Source organism: Pedobacter sp. CG_S7, from assembly GCF_040544395.1.
GTDB lineage: Bacteria > Bacteroidota > Bacteroidia > Sphingobacteriales > Sphingobacteriaceae > Pedobacter.
The window spans coordinates 1-16,455 of the sequence record NZ_JBEONS010000046.1 but is presented as its reverse complement, the minus strand read 5'-3'; the positions used below and the strand labels follow the sequence as shown (position 1 = coordinate 16,455).

Below are 16,455 nucleotides of genomic sequence, written 5' to 3'. Positions count from 1 at the left end.
ATGTATTCATTCTTACCGATTTCTCTGCAGCATTCTTACCGAAAACCCTGCACTCTTAATTGCCAAAAGTTGTGTATTCATATTTACCGTTCACAGGAGCTTTACGCCATTGGGATACGTAATTTCATAACCTGAATCAAAAGAAGGTGATTCCAGGCGAATAAAACCTCCGTTTTCATCGGAACCTGCTTCTTTCGCTTTTGCGATCCAGTAACTGAACGTACCACGCCTAAGCTTATGCTGCTGGCTAAATACTTCTCTACTCAAACCCGATTCGCCCCATAACGCCACTAGTTTGAACATTTTTTCTGCTTTGGTCATATTGATTGTTTTTTAAAAAGCAAATGTAGAGTCAAGTTGCCTTTAAAAAAATATGGACTTTGTGGGGCGGATACGGAAAAACTACCTCTTCGCTGGAAGTCATGAAGCTGCCCAGAGATCAGCAATGATCTACTCTTTCTTTGCCATCTGCAAAAAACATGAGGTAAATCCATACCAGTGGTTGAAGTATACCTTGGAAAACATCATGTCAATAAATCATAAAAAAATTAAGGAGTTGTATCCGCAGAACTATAAACAAAACCTGCTGCTAAACAATATGTTGTTCGTAGGGCGGATACGTTTATATAGCAAAGTTCAAAATAACTGCAACTTTTGCAAATTTTGGCGTTAATTACCGGCGGGCAAACTTCCGCTAAAATAATTTGCGCCACCTCCACCAGCCAAGTCTCAATTTCTGGTATCATCGCCTCGTCCCATTCCAAAAAATCTCTTTGCTTCAATTTAGGATATTCAATAATAGCGGACGGGTTTTCTATTCCATTTTTTACAAGGACGTACAAATAATAACTAACCTGTGCTTTGTGCGCCTTTTCTACTTTATCAGATTTTTTTACTTCGTGAACCACCGCATTTTTAGCATCGTAAAAATCAATCTTAATCCCGTCAATAGCCAGTTCGGTATATTTTCTTGCCCTGTCCAAGTAAGTAGTTTCTGCAATCAGTTTGCCTTCTGCCACAATATCCGACGTGTGTTCCATCTGGATTCCATTGGCAAACAGCCACAATTTACGGTGGCAAACATGGTAATAGCTAATGTGTGTTCCGGTTAGGTTTGGTAAGGTCATCGCTATAAATTTAATAAAGAAAACCAAATATCCATAGGGGAAGCGCCGAGCCCGCCGGATATTCCAGATCAGCTTTAACTACCCAGGCCTTATCAAGGTTAGCTATCTGTTTGCCCGATTTATTTTTCCCTCCAATTTCAAATGAATAAAGCCCATCAATAATAAAATCTGTTTCGGGCGAATGCTGTACCTTATGGTTCACCTGCAACTGGTTATTAAAAAAAGTTTCACGGATAGTGCCTTCAGAAGGGGTGGCTTCTGATAGGGCATATAGCAAATTGGTGTTTTCAGCAAATATTTTTTCGGGTTTCTGTAAAATGGCCGTACTAAAACCATTCTGATGTAGCAAAAATAGCAGGCGGGCTTCCTGTAAAAAATAAAGGTAGTTGTTGATAGAATTACGGTGAATACCAGTTTTTTGCGCCAGACTGTTGATGTTTGGCTTAAAAGGTACCTGCTGGGAAATCACGTATAACAGCTGTAACATTTTTTTTGCATGCCTAATGTCAAAGCCCTTTAATTCGGCCATGTCATACTCTACTATCGTTCGCACCAATTGCCTTAATAGCTGGTGGTAATTTAAAACGTCATTTTTGTAGAAAGGATAATAACCAAACTGTAAATAATCTTTGAACCAAGTTAAGGGCTTAAAGTCCTTAGGAAAATGAGCAATAGGATTAAAACTTGGGTCAATCAATTGTTTTAGCGTGATAACAGGCAAATCTAGCTGATGCTGAAAGTGCAGGTATTCGCGGTAAGACATTCCCTTTAATTCGTACATTAAAGCCCTGCGACTTAAATCTCCTTCCTGCTTGGCTATGTCTATAATGGACGAACCGGTGAAGATAATCTGGAGATCTTCATACCTATCGTACAGGTTTTTAATTTCCTTGGCCCAGGTTGGGTATTTGTGTACTTCATCCAACACCAGAATTTTACCGCCCTGTAGATAAAATGTTTTAGCCGTTTCCAACAACGAATTTGCCGTGAAATACATTTCATCCAAAGAGAAATAAGCAGTTTCACGAGTAGGCAAACCCAGTTCTTTGAGTTTTTGGAGCAATAAAGTGGTTTTACCAGTTCCCCTAGCCCCTTTAATACCAATTAAACGGCTATGCCAGTTAATCTGAGTGTATAAATAGCGCTTAAAACCTAAAGAAACCTTGTTGATTAAGCGATTAGAAAGGTCTAAGAGTTCTTCCATTTTGCATAAGTATATGTGCAAATATAGTTATTTATTGCATAAGTGGATGGGCGTATTTCCAATTTAGTAATCTGCAGATTTTGTAAAAGAAAGATGTAACGTTTTGTGTTTTGCTACATCTTTCCTTTAAATCTATTTCATCTGGTTTTCATAATCAAATTCCATCATCAAGTCAATGAGTTTTTGCTCTGCTTGTTCAAGGGCATCGGCTGAACCTACAGAACCAGCAATATATGCGGAAGCAATTGGTGTAATAAATAAATCTGCTTTTGCTGATTCATCAATTCTAGGGATAGCCTGTTGACGTTCAGTATCATCTCTAAGTTCCCCACGAATGGCATAGGCAATTTGATTTGCGTTATCACTAACTGCCAATGCAACTGTTTCCATCAAACTAAATGTACGAGCTTGATTTGAGGTTATTCTCCAGTTTACTAAGGCATGTGCCAATGCGGGAATTATTTCTGCTCTTTTTTCTTTAGGACAAATCAAGCAGTTTCCGAATATATTTTTTCCTTCAATCCAACCTTCACTTCTTAATTTCTCCTCGATATTTGGGAATAGTTCAGGTTCTAATTTATTTGTCGAAACACAGAAAAGTGTTCTTAAATCTATAGCAATATCATATGTGAAAAGACCTGTTGCTCTTGATTGTTTAGATGGGTTATAATATTTTGCACCTAAACTTCTTTCATTGCTAGTTAACCATTCATTCAATGCTTCTTCTTCTATTAGAGTACGTTTTCCTTTGTCATCGCTTACATAAACATTTACTTTATGATGAGCCCCCATAGTTGAACGGTCAAAAGCAACAGCTTCTCCTTCAGAATCTCTTTCTAGTCCACCCAATAATGGATGTAAAGGTCTCATAGCTGAAATAGATAAAGGACTTCGTCTTTTAACAGTCATCGTATCTTTTTCAGCTTTCATATAACCCCCCAAAAGTTGGTCAGGAAAACTTGGGTCACATGGGGAATGTGGTTCTAACATACCTGCTTTGCCCTTTTTATCAATTTCCCAATTAAAGGTCATAGCCGCAAAAGGTAGTTCTAATGCTTCGATGATAGAGCGTTTAACTTGTTGCCCACTTGAATATGCCATTTTTCGACCTGTTATTGGGTCTGTATAAAATTTTTGTCCGTCATTAACAGCGAAGACCGTATGTTCTGCATGACGTAATCCTCTTAAATAGATAAAATTTGATGATTTCATTTTGTGTAAATTAAAATTTGAAAGATTAATTTTTTTTTAGGAATATATATTCGAAGCGAATCAATGTTGCAAAAAGAGGAAAATTATCTGATGGCATTTTTAATATTTCTTCGACCACTGATTTAAAAATATAAGCATTTTCCTTTGTTATTATTGAAGTCAAAGAATCGATAAAAGACTTTAAATTTTTAGATTCTAAAATCTCTTTGACTAGATTTGATTTTTCACTTTTCCCTCTATTTTCTTTCGTATCTTGAGTTTCGTGTGTAGATAATGCCGAAGCAACATCTGTAGCTAGTTTTAATAATTCTGTTTTGTTTAGCATGGCAATTATCCAAAGTTTATATAATTGAAAATTTGTGATTGATTTTTCATCGGTAAATTTATAGTCTTTTCCTGATGCGTAATCTACAGTACCTTTAGACATAAATTCTCTTAAACCTCTTGGCTCAATAGATTTTAAACCAATTGCACCCATTTTACAAGCTTCATTGAACCGATAAAATGGTTCAAGTGTTTCTATTTCCTTATCATTTAAAATAGTTTCATTATTATTTAGAAATAGTTTATCTCTCAATTCAAACATCCTTCTAACATCAGGAAGATATAGGTTGATAAATCCTAAAGTTGTATTAGTTTGTGAAAGCGTATAAGCATAAACTGTAAGAACTTTTAAAGGATATTTTTTTGCAAAAACAAATAAAACTTCGGACCATCTTTGAGTGGGAATAGCAATATTTCCAACAACTTCAGCTGTTTCAATTTTTGAATAATTAAAGTCATTTAAATCTTCTAAACTTAAGGCTTGACAAATCCAATGACCATTCCATGTTTCAATTTGCTTATCTTTTAATTTTGGGGTTTGACTTAAAAAGTTTCTATAATTAGACCAGCCTTTATAGATTTTTAGTAAAACCTCTTCTTCATCAATCAACATTACAAAACCACCATTTATACCAATTGCTAAAGCCTCTCCAATCCACGAAGAATAGATTTCCGTTTCATTAATAATAATATTTAAAGATGTTAACTGTCCTGATGAAGTGGCTTGAATCTCTTCTGCACCATATCCTACATATATTGACCCACTAGGAATCCCTACCTCTATTTTTTTTTGTAAATTATTTAATTGAGCTAAAGATTTACTGCCGAATTTAATATTATCCTCTTCTTTAGTTTTTTGAAAAAAGGGTGAATTTCCAACATGCATTAAATGACTTCCATCTTGAAAAAACAACGGAAACATCTCTCCTTCAAAAAACTCCTTTGCGGAATAATTCTCAGGCTTATTTTCTTTCTCTTTGTAAATTTTTAGAAATTTCTTCCCAATATAACTTGTATACATATCTATATAATATTATCATGTTCAACTAATTGCAGGCCGTATTTATAATACTCCGTTACTTGTTGTGGAACTACAAATGGGAATGCGCCAACTTCCAATTGCTCATAGTTAGATTTGTGCCGTGAAATAGTTTTATAGTTGATTGGAATTTCCATTTGAAGTCTATCCTCCCATCCCGAAGTAATATAATTCTCTCTATCTGCCTCTAAAATACAGATAGCACTCTCAATCTCTAACGCATCTACCAAAACTGCTTTTTTGTTGTTAGTTAATTCTTTAATTTGGTATCTATCGTTTTTGTAAATCAAATGAATATCAATCTCCTTTGATTCAAGAATTGGATATACTACATCTATTTTCTCTTGTAAACTACGTTCTCTTAAAACCTCTAAGTTAGCAGGGAGTTGATCGAAACTTGTTTGCAAAATCGCCATTTTATAAGGTAAAACATTTCCACTCGGCTTGATCACATGAACAGGTTTGTACTTGCCAATTGTATCTTTTGTTCTTTTGCGATTTACCCTTCCAAACCGTTGAATCATACCATCTAAAGGAGCACATTGAGTAATCATTCGGTCAAAACTAATGTCTAGGCTGACCTCAACTACTTGCGTTGAAATCACCAAACAAGGCATCAATCCACTGCCATATTTTTTACTTCCATCACCATTAAATTCAGATTTTAATTTTGTTTCTAATTCGACTCTATCCCCACGCCTAAACCTACTGTGGATTAACATTTTGGGGATGTTTGTAAAATCGTCGTCCTTTTCAATTTCTTTGAAAAAATCTTGAGCTTTGTTTATAGTATTGAAGATTACCAATACCTTTTCTCTATTCAAAAAAGCATCTTTTAAGATGTTTTTAATTAAAGAATCGTCCTCAAGTTTGTCGACTCGATGCCTATCGAATGTGTCAAGTACATCATTATTTAAACTAACTTCGAATACACGTTCTTTTCCACCGAGTATTTTTAATAGTTCATTGTATAAAACAGTAGGCATTGTAGCTGTTCCGATATGAATTCGGCAATCCAATCGAATCAATGTTTTTACAATTTCTAAAACCATTGATCTCGAAAAATCAGAATATGTGTGGATTTCATCAAGTATCACATCTGTTCCTTGTAAATCAAGCATGACACTTTCAAAACCCGATGTTCCAAATATTATTGCGGCTAACTGATGAGGTGTTAGGATTTTGACTGCTGAGCCAGCAAGTGGTTGCAATATCTGTTCATCTACTTTATCTTTCGTTACAATTTTCGACGTGGCGTGTAATAATCGAATGTCTTTGTTTGGCACAACAGATTTTATACGCTCCCACATGGAGTTAATAGATGCCTGATATGGCAATGTATAAAAAACTCTTCCTTTGCACCTCCTTAAGAGAAAATCGGTTTTACCTGCCCCTGTTGAGGCAACTACTAGCGTATGTTCTCTTTGGTCTTCTGTTTCAATTTGAGAAAGCGGATAAATACTACTTTTGCGTTTTTCATCATGGTAAAAACTTAAGTCAGGAATTTCGAAAAGATGCTGTAATTGTTTAGTTGTATCATGAGTAAACGCAGAAGCAAAATGATCTGCTGATTTTAACAATCCTCTTAATGGAGAGAAACCATCTTTTTTACTTTCACAATATTCGATTACATATTCGATCGCGTTCCTTGCATGTTCGTAAGGGATGTCTTTAGTTTGAATATTGAATGTATTCAATATCTCTATGCCGTACTTACTCCAACTCTCGAAGTCTTTTAAATGATTATCAATTAACTTTCTATCATTTTCAACCAAATCAATTATTCCTTTTTTTCTTGGATCATTTTCAATTGATTTATGATGTGCAACAACTAAATCTATTAAGTCATTCCATTCTTCTTTCGGAAAACATGGCAAAAATGCTAGTGAAGATATTTCGTGTCTGTGAGCAAACCCCCATTCTCTACTTTCTGATATACTTCCACAATTAATATTTTTGATTTTTCTTTGGAAATGTGGATGAGCTTTTCCTAAATCGTGTAAAATCGCACCTCTTTTAGCAATATTAACATTGAAATTGAATGAATATTTTGTAGCAAATAATTCAATAGCCTCTGTAACTTGTTGGGTATGCTCTAGTAGGGTTAACCCTCCATAGTTTATACTTTTAGCTAATATTTCATTTAAAGGAAGCATATTAATTACGAATAGGATTTCCAAACACTTTTAATTCACCATACATTTCAACAGCATTGTCAAACCTGTTATGTCCGACCTTAAAGCCATTTTCTTCATTAGTAAAAATTAACTCGAATCCATTAATTTCATCAAAATCATTTATTTCGAACTCTACTAACGTTTCGGGAAATATTAAATCTTCATTTCTACATAAACATAATGTTTGGGTAAAAGCTACCTCTGCATCTTCACTGTTTTCAAAAGCGAGATATAGATTTGGATTCAACATGACGCCTCGATTTAGAATACCCATATTTGTTTTATACAAACCTTTTTCTTTGGCGAAAGCAAATCCTCCTTTAGACCAAGTTCGTTCCTGTTGGAAATCTAATCCTTGATAGTTTATTCTATATCTCTTAATCTTTTTAATTCCTTTCTCCTTTAATAATTCTGGGAATAATTTCTTCTCGATTCCTTCAACGATAGAAGGAGTTAAAAACTGCTGACTAAAAGTCTCGCTGTCTCTTACTGCTGTCCAAGGTTTAATAAATCCAAAAGCACCAGTATATTTTACAACAAAGTATTTCATATATTACTATTTCAATGCTCCAAACCCAATTCCAGTACTATTTCCTAACCCCACTTCCCAAGCAAAAGCAATTTGCTCTGGCGTTCCTTTAATAATCACTGGACAAACGCTGGCTTTATTATTAATTTTGTTATAATTCATTAACTTTGTTTTCGGGTTAGGATAAGAATTATCGAACTCAACAGATATTCCGTCGCTAGATAAACTTGCTTTTTCAAGTTTACTTTTGATACTAATAGTCAGCAAGTCGCTACTCTCTGTATCAGAAAATAAGATATGCTTCTGACCATCGTCCCGCTTTAGTTTCAAAAGAATGGGGCTCGCAGTTAAGAATCGCTCACAATCAGAAAACCCGGGAGTCTGCATTAACTGAACCTCTTTGACCATAATACCATTAAATAATTTAGGGTCTTGTTTTATCCCCGACAATACTTTTTTACAAAGGTTAATATCGTAAGAACTGAAGAAGAAACAAGAATCCTGTTTTAAAGCCAATCCTTTATCCTTGACTCCCAATACATTTTGAAAAAAAGAAAACGAAAATAGACTTTGTTTTCCATGTTCTTCATTGTCGCTTCCTATCCACTTGTGGATAGTTCCCGTAAGCATTGGCTGATAATTATAAGGGATTAAACTATCTATTTTACCTGTGATATATACTATTAGTCTCATGTGTATTTTACGTTATTTTTTACTAATAAAGCCTTTCCGCAGATAGCTATATCCTATTCCTACCTGAGAAGTTTTAAAGTGATGTAACTTAATGAATATTTGTAGTTTAAAGAAATTTCTTCAATTTTAAACGGACAGTTAATCTGTGAAAATGTAAAAAATTTAAAGCCCTTACCATAACCTGTTCCGTGTAAAAACTCGGCGTATTTGGCGTCGCCCTTCGCAATAATGCGGTACAACGCACTGCTCAGCGGGTACTGGTAATTAATCGGAATAATATTCTCCGCCGTAGTAGGAGTCAACTTAATACTGAATTTCATTTTAAAAATCTAGACTCATACCTCGTTTAAAAATTAGGTTATCGCTTTCTATCAAGATACTAAAACACCAAAACAGTCCAGATCTGTTACGGAAGCGCATCACTCTGGATTAGAATATAGTTTTGATTTACACTAGCAAATTAAGAATAATTTAAATTTATTACAATAATAATTACCAGTTTGTATTGAGAGTGAAATATAAACAAGGATCGGTTTGCGCTTATTACTAGATACATGACACATTTTTTGCGCATGGGCATAAATAAAGATATTTTTGCAAGACAAATAAAGTAAGATTTCCAGAGCATTATTAAAGTCGGCAATTGCGCACTTACATTTTGAATCGGTACATCACTTCGAAGATGGAAACGGACGGACTGGAAGAGCCTTAGCAGAATTCACACTTAGCCCAAACTTTAAACGCTCCTGTATTGCTTTCTTTATCAAAAACGATTTAACAGAACAGGAAGCTTTATTATGAGCAATTCAAATCTGTGCAACGCAATTTGGATATTACAGAATGGGTAGAATATTTCTCCGAAATTATTTTAAAAGTACTCCAAAGGTTTATTGGAGTTTACGCTGAAAAAGCAAAGTTTTTTGATGAGCATTAAAACCAACTTAATGAGCGCCAACTAAAAGTCATCAACAGAATGTTGGAAGAAAGACCAGCTGGTTTTACCGGAGGAATGACGGCGAAAAAATATATGGCTATTGCTAAAACGTCTAAAGCGAACGCAACCAGAGACCTACAAACCTGAGTTCGATAATTCTTTGAAATAAAACCATGTAATAAAAGTAGTATTTTTTATATTTAAGTATCTGACATTCAGATATTTAACAAAATAAAGACAATGATTACATACGATAAAGTTAGCGATATTTTCTGTACAGTTGATCAGTTTTGCAAAAACTTCGAAAAACGACTAAAAGCTTCATAATTGGCAAGCGTTCTGGACGCCCTTCCAAAGTGTCCAAGAATGAGGTTATCAGTATTCTACTATTATTTCAAATGAGTGGATTTAAATGTTTTAAGCATTATTATGTTTTTTATGTGCAACGCCACATACAGCTTACAGCTTCTTCCCTAAAAAGCCATCAATAAAATACCAAACGATTAAAATAAACCAATTGTGTGCCTTTTAATTATCGAACTCAGGTTAATACGTTAGTACATTTGATTAATTCGGTAACTCGTACTCCTTCCAGCTCCTTCTTGCACTAGAATATCTTTTTTTAATAAATCTTGAATATCTCTTAAAGCGGTGTCAGTTGATGTTTTTGTCATTTTTGCCCATTTGGAAACATTCAGTTTACCGAAGAAATCATCTAATAAAACCTGTAGCATTTTCTGCTGTCTGGCGTTAAAATCTAATGACTGATGTACTTCCCAAAACCTAGCTCTTTCTAAAGCTTTTTCAATGGTTTTTTCTGTGCTTTCCATAGAACGGTAAAGGCAGTCTAAAAACCAATCTAGCCAAGCGGTAATGTCCAGATCTCCTTTTTGTGTACGCTCCAAAATTGCGTAATAATCATTTCGTTCTTGCTGGATTTGAGCGGACATGGAATAAAACCGTTGTGAACTTTGATCTGCCCGAGCCAACAGTAGATCGGCAAGGGCTCTCGCCGTACGTCCGTTTCCGTCATCAAATGGGTGAATGGTTACAAACCATAGATGAGCTATCGCCGCCTTAATTACTGCATCTAATTCCTTCATGCCGTTTAGCCAATTTAGGAATTTTCGCATTTCTTCCCTTAGTCTATCCGCTTCCGGAGCTTGGAAATGGACAACTTCTTTACCCATATATCCAGAAGTAACCTGCATAGGATGTTCTCGCCAAGCGCCAACATTTATTTTGTGCATTCCGCTTCTCCCGGTCGGGAATAGCGCCGCATGCCAACCAAAAAGGCGTTCTTCTGTTAGATCATCCTTATAGTTTTGTGTAGCGTCCAACATCATTTCTACCACATCTTCCACATCGCGTTCGGCGTTTATAGCACCGGCAACATCTATTCCTAACCGTCGGGCGATTGAGGATCTAACCTGTTCGGGATTTAGTAGCTGTCCTTCAATCTCGCTAGATTTTAATACATCTTGCGTTAGCGTATATAATAATGTTTCTTCTTGAAACTTAAATCCTAAAGCCTTAACCTGACCCAAAATTTTGCCTTGTTGGTGCCTGACTTTTCCAAGCTTTGCTGATAAACTATCGGAATTCCAATGAAACTCGGGCCATTTTTTTAACTGATGCACATACATATCGTTGCAAATATGCGGTGAATATAAGGTTTAATTACCGCATCTCGAAAATTATCCATCAGCAATGCGGTGATTATCATGGTTAATTACCGTAAATGTGCGTTGAATAGGGGTTAGTGATTTTTATTATGTTTAAAATGAACAATCCATTTGGTCTTATCTCGAAGCTAGCGAAGGATTTATTGCTTTAATCAAAAAATCCTTTCTTCCAACAATCCTTTCCAAATCGTAAAACCGGAACTATTATCAAAATAGTCATGTATAATCTTACTGAAATCTTGGGGGTTGCTATCAAAAAAACTTTGTCGACCTTTCTCTTTTATGATTAGCAGTTGGTTATCAATAGATGTAATACTCCGTTTTAAATCGTCATTATTCTTTTCTGTATGCCAGATATAAGTTGCCTCTTCAGTGTCTAACGTTTCTAAAACTATATGATAGTTTTTATCTCCTGATAATAAAAAAACAAAGGAAAACGGGTGTAATACAAAACGGATTTTCATTATCTGGCTCTCGTGTTGTGACGCTAAAAACTGAATATGTTTGGAGTGTTTGTATTGCTTACTCTTAAGAATGGCATTCAGCAGTTCTTCTCCGTCAGCATAGATTTTTTCCTTATTCTGTAAATCATCTGATGTTAGTATATTATGCTTCTGAGAAGGGAATTTGCCTAGAACTCCCTTATTCAGAAACTGAAACTTTACACTTTCAACTACTTCTTTATTAATGCGTTCAATATCTTGTGAAGTGGCTAATTGAGAAACTAATTTTCCGTATTCAAATTCCGCAAAGAGTTTGATCAAAAGAGTTTTTGACTTTAACGTTTTGATAAAATATGGTTTTAAGACTTCAAATTCCGGTCGAATTTCTATGTTCTCAATATTAAATTCAAGTTTGGTATTCATCTCATTAATCAGATACCTGAATGCGATGCTTCCATAGTGGAACTCTAATTCTTCTATTGGAATTTTGATCTCCTTCTCTATAGTTAATGTAGGATTTGATGGAGCAACTTCATCCATGGGTTCGTCAAATAAAGTAGCTTGCCTATCTATTTTTCTGTAATAAACATTTCTTTTGAGAAATAGTTTATTGAGATAATCAATCTTGTAATCGCGATAATCATAAATAGTTGGATTGATTTCTGAGCGCTGAACCCTGCCAATGTATTGAATTAATTTCCCTTCAAAGGAAAATGGATAAACCAAAACAAACAATTAATATTTGCTAAGTCTGTCCCCTCTCCAAAGTATTGGCCTGTGGTAATCACTACCTGAAAGTTTCCATCGTGTAAAGTCTTCCATTTGGATTTTCTGGAGGCGTCAGAATCTTCCCCGCTTAGTGCAATAACCTCGTAGAATTGTTTCAAAAATAAATAAAGAACGTCGATATGCTCTTTCCGTTCAGTGATGATAACCGCCTTTTTACCTTGGTTTAATTCTTTCTTTACATCTTCAAGTATTAGTTTGTTACGATTTGAGTCGTGAATTAAGATCTTTGATAAGAGCTCAAAATTATCCGTTTTAGAGTTATACGGTACATCTAATTCCGTATTTCTGATAATAATTTGTGCTTGCTTAAAATTTTCAATTTCACTGGTTTGGACATTAGCTATGATTTCTCCCAAATGCGTGAATCATTTTTCCATCATTGTATTTCCTAAAAGGCGTGGCAGTGAGTCCGTATAAATAAAATGTTTGTAGCTTTTCAATAGTAGTTCTAAATGTTTCCGCAGGAACATGGTGGCATTCATCTACGATAATTGTTCCAAATTTGTCTTTGATTTCGTCCACTTGCTTGGGCAAGCTTTGAATAGTTGCTATTGTGATTTGCTTTCCAATTTTTGATTTACCCTGACCAATTATTCCTATTTCTTTTTTTGGAATACCTAAAAACGCTTCAATTCTTTCAGCCCATTGTTCTAAGAGTTGCTTGCGATGGACAACGATGAGAGCAGGTTGCCTTTTTTCTGCAATGATTTTTAACCCAAGCACAGTTTTCCCAGAACCAGGTGGGGATACTATTACTCCAAAATCCTTCTTAGTGATTATTTCGATTGTTTTTAACTGGTGTGATAGTAACGAGGCATTAAAAGCAAAATGAATAGGAGAGTTTTGTTTTCTATTATCGACAAAATCATATTCGATATTTGTTTCTTTACAGAAGCGAATAAGCTTACCTATAAATCCTCTGGGAATAATAATTTCATGTTCTGTTTCCTCAACTAACTTAAAATATCTTTCAGTACCAAATGTGCTTTTACCAGATTGCTTTTTGATGAAAAACTCGGTGCTCGCAAAATTCAGTTCTTCTTTTATGAAATTGATTAATAGGGTTGTTAAGCCCAGTCTGCTGATTTTTATGTTGTTACTTAATAAAATGGTTAGTTTTCCATTGGTTTTTATTGGCAAACTATCCTCCCTGGCTAATGACATTTCACGAAATAGTTCATCCAAATGATTTGTTGAAACTCGATGAATCCTGTTTAAAAAACCCATTGGTCTGCAATCGGTTTAAAAGTTTCAGGATTTACGAAACTACTATTTCCTTTTTCAAAAGCAGGTTTGAAAAACGGTAAAGCTATCAAGTTGCCTAAGCCTTTACCCGAAAGAAAATCTTGATTTGGAAATAATCTATCAAAACTCGAACTTTTGTCGAACATTGAAAAAGCTCCGGATTGTTCCAGAATAGAGATAAAAATCTTCCTGATTTTTATTGCTGGATAAGGTTTGTCGAAGAAAATCCAGACGTGTCCTCCATTCCCCGAACGGGATCGTTCTAAATAGGCAGGTATATTTTCGTCTTTACAGGCATTTAAAAATTGAACTGCTTGATCTTGCCAATTTTTTTTATCAAAATCGGCTACCAAAAACCAAGATGTATTGTCTTGTAGCAAAGGATAAATTCCTGTCTGCTGAATTCCATCGAAATGTTTTTGGATTTCATTATTGGTAAGCGGTAAAAAAGTTTTATCCTGGAAATTTTGAAAAGTGCCCCCCTTTATTTTATGTGCCCGATAATGGTAAGGGTCGTATTGGTAGGATGGCATATAGCCAGATTTAATTCCTTTGTCCCACCGAACTGCAAAAACATCTTCACGCCCTTTGAAAAGAGATTGGAAGATGTGGATATTGTCGGAGGTATTTTTCACTATTTATTAGATTAACCCCAATTTTCATATTCTCGTTTGTCCAATGGGGTTTTTCTGATTTCAGTAATGTTTGCTAATAATTTATTCAACGTAACTTTGAATTCATCACAATCAACATCTTCTCCATAAAAAACATCATCTATTATCTCATCAAAATCCGTCACGCTAAGCCATTCTTTTATTAAAGCCTCAGCTTTGCCCAAATAATCATCATCATTCTTGCATTCAGATGCTAACACACCAAACTGTAATGTTAAATCGTGATTGAATTTTTCAGCTTCTGTGATAATGCCGTTATAAGTCGCTATTGATAAATCATCTGTATCCATTGTTGTATTAAGTATATGTCCCAAAATGTCTCACATTTTAATAACGTGTCCTAAATTTGTGTATTTATACCCAAGTTTTTTTTCATGGGTAAAGTTTTTACGCGTTTTAAATACCTTTCTTAAGTAATAGATATAACTTCGTTAAATCAACTCTTTTCCTTCACTTTCTGGTTTCAATATGGAAATTATTTTCGATTATTACAACCGAGTATTTGGCCTTCGGATCTGATGCCTTTGAAAGGCTATTTAAAAATACCTAATCATATTAAATCATACCCTATAGGGTATGATTATTGATTAAATAAATACTTTATACCCGATAAGGTATATTTTAATAAAAATCACTATATTTATACCCAATCAGGTATAAAGTATGAATAATCTTAGTCAGTTTGTAAAAAGCAAAAGAAAGGAATTTGGCTTAACCCAAGAAGATCTTTCTTATAAAGCCGGGGTTGGTTTAAGGTTTGTCCGGGAAATTGAGCAAGGCAAGATAAGTCTGCAGATGGATAAAGTAAATCAGGTACTCTCACTTTTTGGACACGAAATGGGTCCGATAAAATCTGAAAAAGATGAAAAAAGCTAAAGTAATTATGCATAACGAATTGGCGGGTACATTAATAGAAGATGAAAACGGCTATCATTTCCAATATGATCAAACCTATTTAGAAAGCGATAGAAAAGAAGCCATCAGCTTAACGCTTCCTTTAACTGACAAAACTTATGAGAGCAATGTCCTGTTTCCGTTTTTTGACGGTCTGATACCAGAAGGTTGGTTATTGGATATTGCACAAAAAAACTGGAAGTTAAATCCACGTGATAGAATGGAGATTTTACTAAAAACCTGCCACGACTGTATAGGGGCGGTGTCAATAGAAGCTGTTGAATAATATGGAACACAAATGTTTATACTGCTACAAAGCAATAGATTCAGAAGAGTTAGACACAATTGCTGGGCAAAGTGGATTTCATCAAAACTGTAGTAAAAAGTTTTTTGGGACAGTAAATCCACCACTCTTGGAATTCACGCATGATCAGATTTTTGAGCTTGCAAAGCAACTCATTCAGAGTCAAAAAGCACTTACCGGAGTGCAACCCAAACTTTCTTTAGGATTCGATCCCTCGTCTCCCAGAACCGACCGTTTAACCATAGTAGGTATGTGGGGAGAATATATCTTAAAACCTCAAACAGAAATTTATCCGAATCTTCCTGAAAATGAAGATCTAACGATGCACCTTGCAGCATTAAGCAAAATTAAAACTGTTGAGCATACGCTCATCAAATTAAAATCTGGAGAAATTGCTTATCTTACCAAAAGGATTGACCGTGAAGATGATCACAAAATCCATATGGAAGACATGTGCCAACTTACGGAACGGCTAACAGAACATAAATACAGAGGATCATACGAGCAAGTGGCTAAGGCAATAAACAAATTCTCAGTTAATCCTGGGCTTGATTTGGTGAATTTTTATGAATTGCTTGTCTTTTGTTTTTTGACCGGGAATAATGACATGCATTTAAAGAACTTCTCGCTTATAAAAAAGAAATCCGATTATGGATTATGTCCGGCTTATGATTTGGTCGCTTCGGAACTAGCTGTAGAAGGAGATGATGAAGATTTGGCACTTACCTTAAACGGAAAGAAGAAAAAAATCAATCGAAATGATTTTGAAATTGCCATGAAAGGCGGAGGTTTGGATATAAAAGTTATAGAAAATATCTTCAAAAAATTCAATAAACTTATTCTAAAATGGGAAAAGTTCATCGAAGAAAGTTTTCTTTCTGAGTCATTAAAAATTCAATATAAAAGTCTGATTAGTAGAAAAGCAAAACAAATTGGATTTTAGGTTCAAAAAAACTTGGTTTTATATAGATATGTAGTTAAATTTGAACCAATAGCTACTAAACTTAATGTGAGTAAAACAGTGAGTAGCTATCGTAATGCTCATACAACTTATTGATATATAAATATTTGCGGAAGGATTTAACCGTCCTTATGGGCGGTACTATTTTTGGTGCTGAATTATTTTTAAGTGGCTGCACAAGTGGAAATCCGGCTGCGGCAAAATTTGTTTTAGATGCAAAT

Annotated in this window: 19 protein-coding genes and 2 pseudogenes; 6 read left to right on the top strand and 15 right to left on the bottom strand. The window is 34.8% G+C overall.

Annotated features, from left to right (window positions below):
* Window positions 1-90 precede the first annotated feature (90 nt).
* Window positions 91-321 carry an IS66 family insertion sequence element accessory protein TnpA gene (tnpA, locus tag AAKU52_RS15900; protein WP_354335328.1) on the bottom strand — a complete coding sequence of 77 codons (231 nt, stop codon included), beginning with the start codon at window positions 319-321 and terminating at the stop codon, window positions 91-93.
* A gap of 73 nt (window positions 322-394) precedes the next feature.
* On the opposite strand from tnpA, the pseudogene AAKU52_RS15895 reads away from it, so the two are divergent.
* Window positions 395-580: pseudogene (locus AAKU52_RS15895) on the top strand (transposase domain-containing protein); the annotation flags it as partial.
* Here the strand turns inward: AAKU52_RS15895 and cas4 are convergent.
* The 8 genes from cas4 to AAKU52_RS15855 all read right to left on the bottom strand — a co-directional run bounded on the left by cas4 (window position 549) and on the right by AAKU52_RS15855 (window position 8,625).
* Entirely contained in the window at window positions 549-1,127 is a 579-nt protein-coding gene (gene cas4 / locus AAKU52_RS15890) for a CRISPR-associated protein Cas4 (RefSeq protein WP_354335326.1), read from the bottom strand. The pseudogene AAKU52_RS15895 and the gene cas4 overlap by 32 nt on opposite strands.
* A 10-nt stretch (window positions 1,128-1,137) precedes the next feature.
* Entirely contained in the window at window positions 1,138-2,331 is a 1,194-nt protein-coding gene (locus AAKU52_RS15885; RefSeq protein ID WP_354335324.1) for an ATP-binding protein, read from the bottom strand.
* A 132-nt stretch (window positions 2,332-2,463) separates the two neighbouring features.
* Window positions 2,464-3,543, bottom strand: a complete 1,080-nt coding sequence (locus AAKU52_RS15880) for a hypothetical protein (RefSeq protein WP_354335322.1) — start codon at window positions 3,541-3,543, stop codon at window positions 2,464-2,466.
* A 25-nt stretch (window positions 3,544-3,568) separates the two neighbouring features.
* The gene (locus AAKU52_RS15875) at window positions 3,569-4,888 is read right to left on the bottom strand and encodes a hypothetical protein (protein WP_354335320.1); all 1,320 of its coding nucleotides are present in this window, start codon (window positions 4,886-4,888) and stop codon (window positions 3,569-3,571) included.
* A gap of 2 nt (window positions 4,889-4,890) precedes the next feature.
* Entirely contained in the window at window positions 4,891-7,086 is a 2,196-nt protein-coding gene (gene cas3, locus AAKU52_RS15870) for a CRISPR-associated helicase Cas3' (protein ID WP_354335318.1), read from the bottom strand.
* Entirely contained in the window at window positions 7,064-7,633 is a 570-nt protein-coding gene (locus AAKU52_RS15865; protein WP_354335316.1) for a hypothetical protein, read from the bottom strand. The genes cas3 and AAKU52_RS15865 overlap by 23 nt, the downstream gene beginning before the upstream one ends.
* Window positions 7,634-7,639: 6 nt before the next feature.
* Window positions 7,640-8,305, bottom strand: coding sequence for a CRISPR-associated endoribonuclease Cas6 (gene cas6, locus AAKU52_RS15860; protein ID WP_354335314.1), 666 nt, complete (start codon window positions 8,303-8,305; stop codon window positions 7,640-7,642).
* Between the two features lie 59 nt (window positions 8,306-8,364).
* Complete coding sequence (locus AAKU52_RS15855) at window positions 8,365-8,625, bottom strand: hypothetical protein (RefSeq protein ID WP_354335312.1); 261 nt, start codon at window positions 8,623-8,625, stop codon at window positions 8,365-8,367.
* 295 nt (window positions 8,626-8,920) lie between these two features.
* On the opposite strand from AAKU52_RS15855, the gene AAKU52_RS15850 reads away from it, so the two are divergent.
* The gene (locus AAKU52_RS15850) at window positions 8,921-9,106 is read left to right on the top strand and encodes a Fic family protein (protein ID WP_354335330.1); all 186 of its coding nucleotides are present in this window, start codon (window positions 8,921-8,923) and stop codon (window positions 9,104-9,106) included.
* Window positions 9,107-9,479: 373 nt separating this feature from the next.
* Window positions 9,480-9,697: pseudogene (locus tag AAKU52_RS17565) on the top strand (IS982 family transposase); the annotation flags it as partial.
* 96 nt (window positions 9,698-9,793) lie between these two features.
* Here the strand turns inward: AAKU52_RS17565 and AAKU52_RS15845 are convergent.
* The 6 genes from AAKU52_RS15845 to AAKU52_RS15820 form a co-directional block, all read right to left on the bottom strand.
* On the bottom strand, window positions 9,794-10,885 hold the full coding sequence (locus tag AAKU52_RS15845; RefSeq protein WP_354335310.1) for a Fic family protein: 1,092 nt from the start codon (window positions 10,883-10,885) through the stop codon (window positions 9,794-9,796).
* A 191-nt stretch (window positions 10,886-11,076) separates the two neighbouring features.
* On the bottom strand, window positions 11,077-12,093 hold the full coding sequence (locus tag AAKU52_RS15840; protein ID WP_354335308.1) for a hypothetical protein: 1,017 nt from the start codon (window positions 12,091-12,093) through the stop codon (window positions 11,077-11,079).
* Window positions 12,060-12,512, bottom strand: a complete 453-nt coding sequence (locus tag AAKU52_RS15835) for a helicase-related protein (protein WP_354335306.1) — start codon at window positions 12,510-12,512, stop codon at window positions 12,060-12,062. The genes AAKU52_RS15840 and AAKU52_RS15835 overlap by 34 nt, the downstream gene beginning before the upstream one ends.
* Complete coding sequence (locus AAKU52_RS15830) at window positions 12,493-13,383, bottom strand: DEAD/DEAH box helicase family protein (protein WP_354335304.1); 891 nt, start codon at window positions 13,381-13,383, stop codon at window positions 12,493-12,495. Before AAKU52_RS15830 ends, AAKU52_RS15835 begins: the two co-directional genes overlap by 20 nt.
* Window positions 13,371-14,036: a TOTE conflict system archaeo-eukaryotic primase domain-containing protein gene (locus AAKU52_RS15825; protein ID WP_354335302.1), complete on the bottom strand. Its 666-nt coding sequence runs from the start codon at window positions 14,034-14,036 to the stop codon at window positions 13,371-13,373. Before AAKU52_RS15825 ends, AAKU52_RS15830 begins: the two co-directional genes overlap by 13 nt.
* An 11-nt stretch (window positions 14,037-14,047) precedes the next feature.
* Window positions 14,048-14,365, bottom strand: a complete 318-nt coding sequence (locus tag AAKU52_RS15820) for a hypothetical protein (RefSeq protein WP_354335300.1) — start codon at window positions 14,363-14,365, stop codon at window positions 14,048-14,050.
* A gap of 373 nt (window positions 14,366-14,738) precedes the next feature.
* Between AAKU52_RS15820 and AAKU52_RS15815 the strand changes: the two genes are divergently transcribed.
* From AAKU52_RS15815 to AAKU52_RS15805, 3 genes are read left to right on the top strand one after another with little or no spacing between them, the layout of a single operon-like run.
* A complete protein-coding gene (locus AAKU52_RS15815; RefSeq protein WP_354335298.1) occupies window positions 14,739-14,951 on the top strand; it encodes a helix-turn-helix transcriptional regulator in 213 nt (70 codons plus the stop codon).
* Entirely contained in the window at window positions 14,938-15,255 is a 318-nt protein-coding gene (locus AAKU52_RS15810) for a HipA N-terminal domain-containing protein (protein WP_354335296.1), read from the top strand. The genes AAKU52_RS15815 and AAKU52_RS15810 overlap by 14 nt, the downstream gene beginning before the upstream one ends.
* Before the next feature lies 1 nt (window position 15,256).
* Entirely contained in the window at window positions 15,257-16,216 is a 960-nt protein-coding gene (locus tag AAKU52_RS15805; RefSeq protein ID WP_354335294.1) for a HipA domain-containing protein, read from the top strand.
* Window positions 16,217-16,455 lie beyond the last annotated feature (239 nt).

What these genes read in the sequence shown, in the direction of transcription:
- tnpA (WP_354335328.1), bottom strand. Translation starts at nt 321, where the DNA reads ATGACCAAAGCAGAAAAAATGTTCAAACTAGTGGCGTTATGGGGCGAA.
- cas4 (WP_354335326.1), bottom strand. Translation starts at nt 1,127, where the DNA reads ATGACCTTACCAAACCTAACCGGAACACACATTAGCTATTACCATGTT.
- AAKU52_RS15885 (WP_354335324.1), bottom strand. Translation starts at nt 2,331, where the DNA reads ATGGAAGAACTCTTAGACCTTTCTAATCGCTTAATCAACAAGGTTTCT.
- AAKU52_RS15880 (WP_354335322.1), bottom strand. Translation starts at nt 3,543, where the DNA reads ATGAAATCATCAAATTTTATCTATTTAAGAGGATTACGTCATGCAGAA.
- AAKU52_RS15875 (WP_354335320.1), bottom strand. Translation starts at nt 4,888, where the DNA reads ATGTATACAAGTTATATTGGGAAGAAATTTCTAAAAATTTACAAAGAG.
- AAKU52_RS15865 (WP_354335316.1), bottom strand. Translation starts at nt 7,633, where the DNA reads ATGAAATACTTTGTTGTAAAATATACTGGTGCTTTTGGATTTATTAAA.
- cas6 (WP_354335314.1), bottom strand. Translation starts at nt 8,305, where the DNA reads ATGAGACTAATAGTATATATCACAGGTAAAATAGATAGTTTAATCCCT.
- AAKU52_RS15855 (WP_354335312.1), bottom strand. Translation starts at nt 8,625, where the DNA reads ATGAAATTCAGTATTAAGTTGACTCCTACTACGGCGGAGAATATTATT.
- AAKU52_RS15845 (WP_354335310.1), bottom strand. Translation starts at nt 10,885, where the DNA reads ATGTATGTGCATCAGTTAAAAAAATGGCCCGAGTTTCATTGGAATTCC.
- AAKU52_RS15830 (WP_354335304.1), bottom strand. Translation starts at nt 13,383, where the DNA reads ATGGGTTTTTTAAACAGGATTCATCGAGTTTCAACAAATCATTTGGAT.
- AAKU52_RS15820 (WP_354335300.1), bottom strand. Translation starts at nt 14,365, where the DNA reads ATGGATACAGATGATTTATCAATAGCGACTTATAACGGCATTATCACA.
- AAKU52_RS15815 (WP_354335298.1), top strand. Translation starts at nt 14,739, where the DNA reads ATGAATAATCTTAGTCAGTTTGTAAAAAGCAAAAGAAAGGAATTTGGC.
- AAKU52_RS15810 (WP_354335296.1), top strand. Translation starts at nt 14,938, where the DNA reads ATGAAAAAAGCTAAAGTAATTATGCATAACGAATTGGCGGGTACATTA.
- AAKU52_RS15805 (WP_354335294.1), top strand. Translation starts at nt 15,257, where the DNA reads ATGGAACACAAATGTTTATACTGCTACAAAGCAATAGATTCAGAAGAG.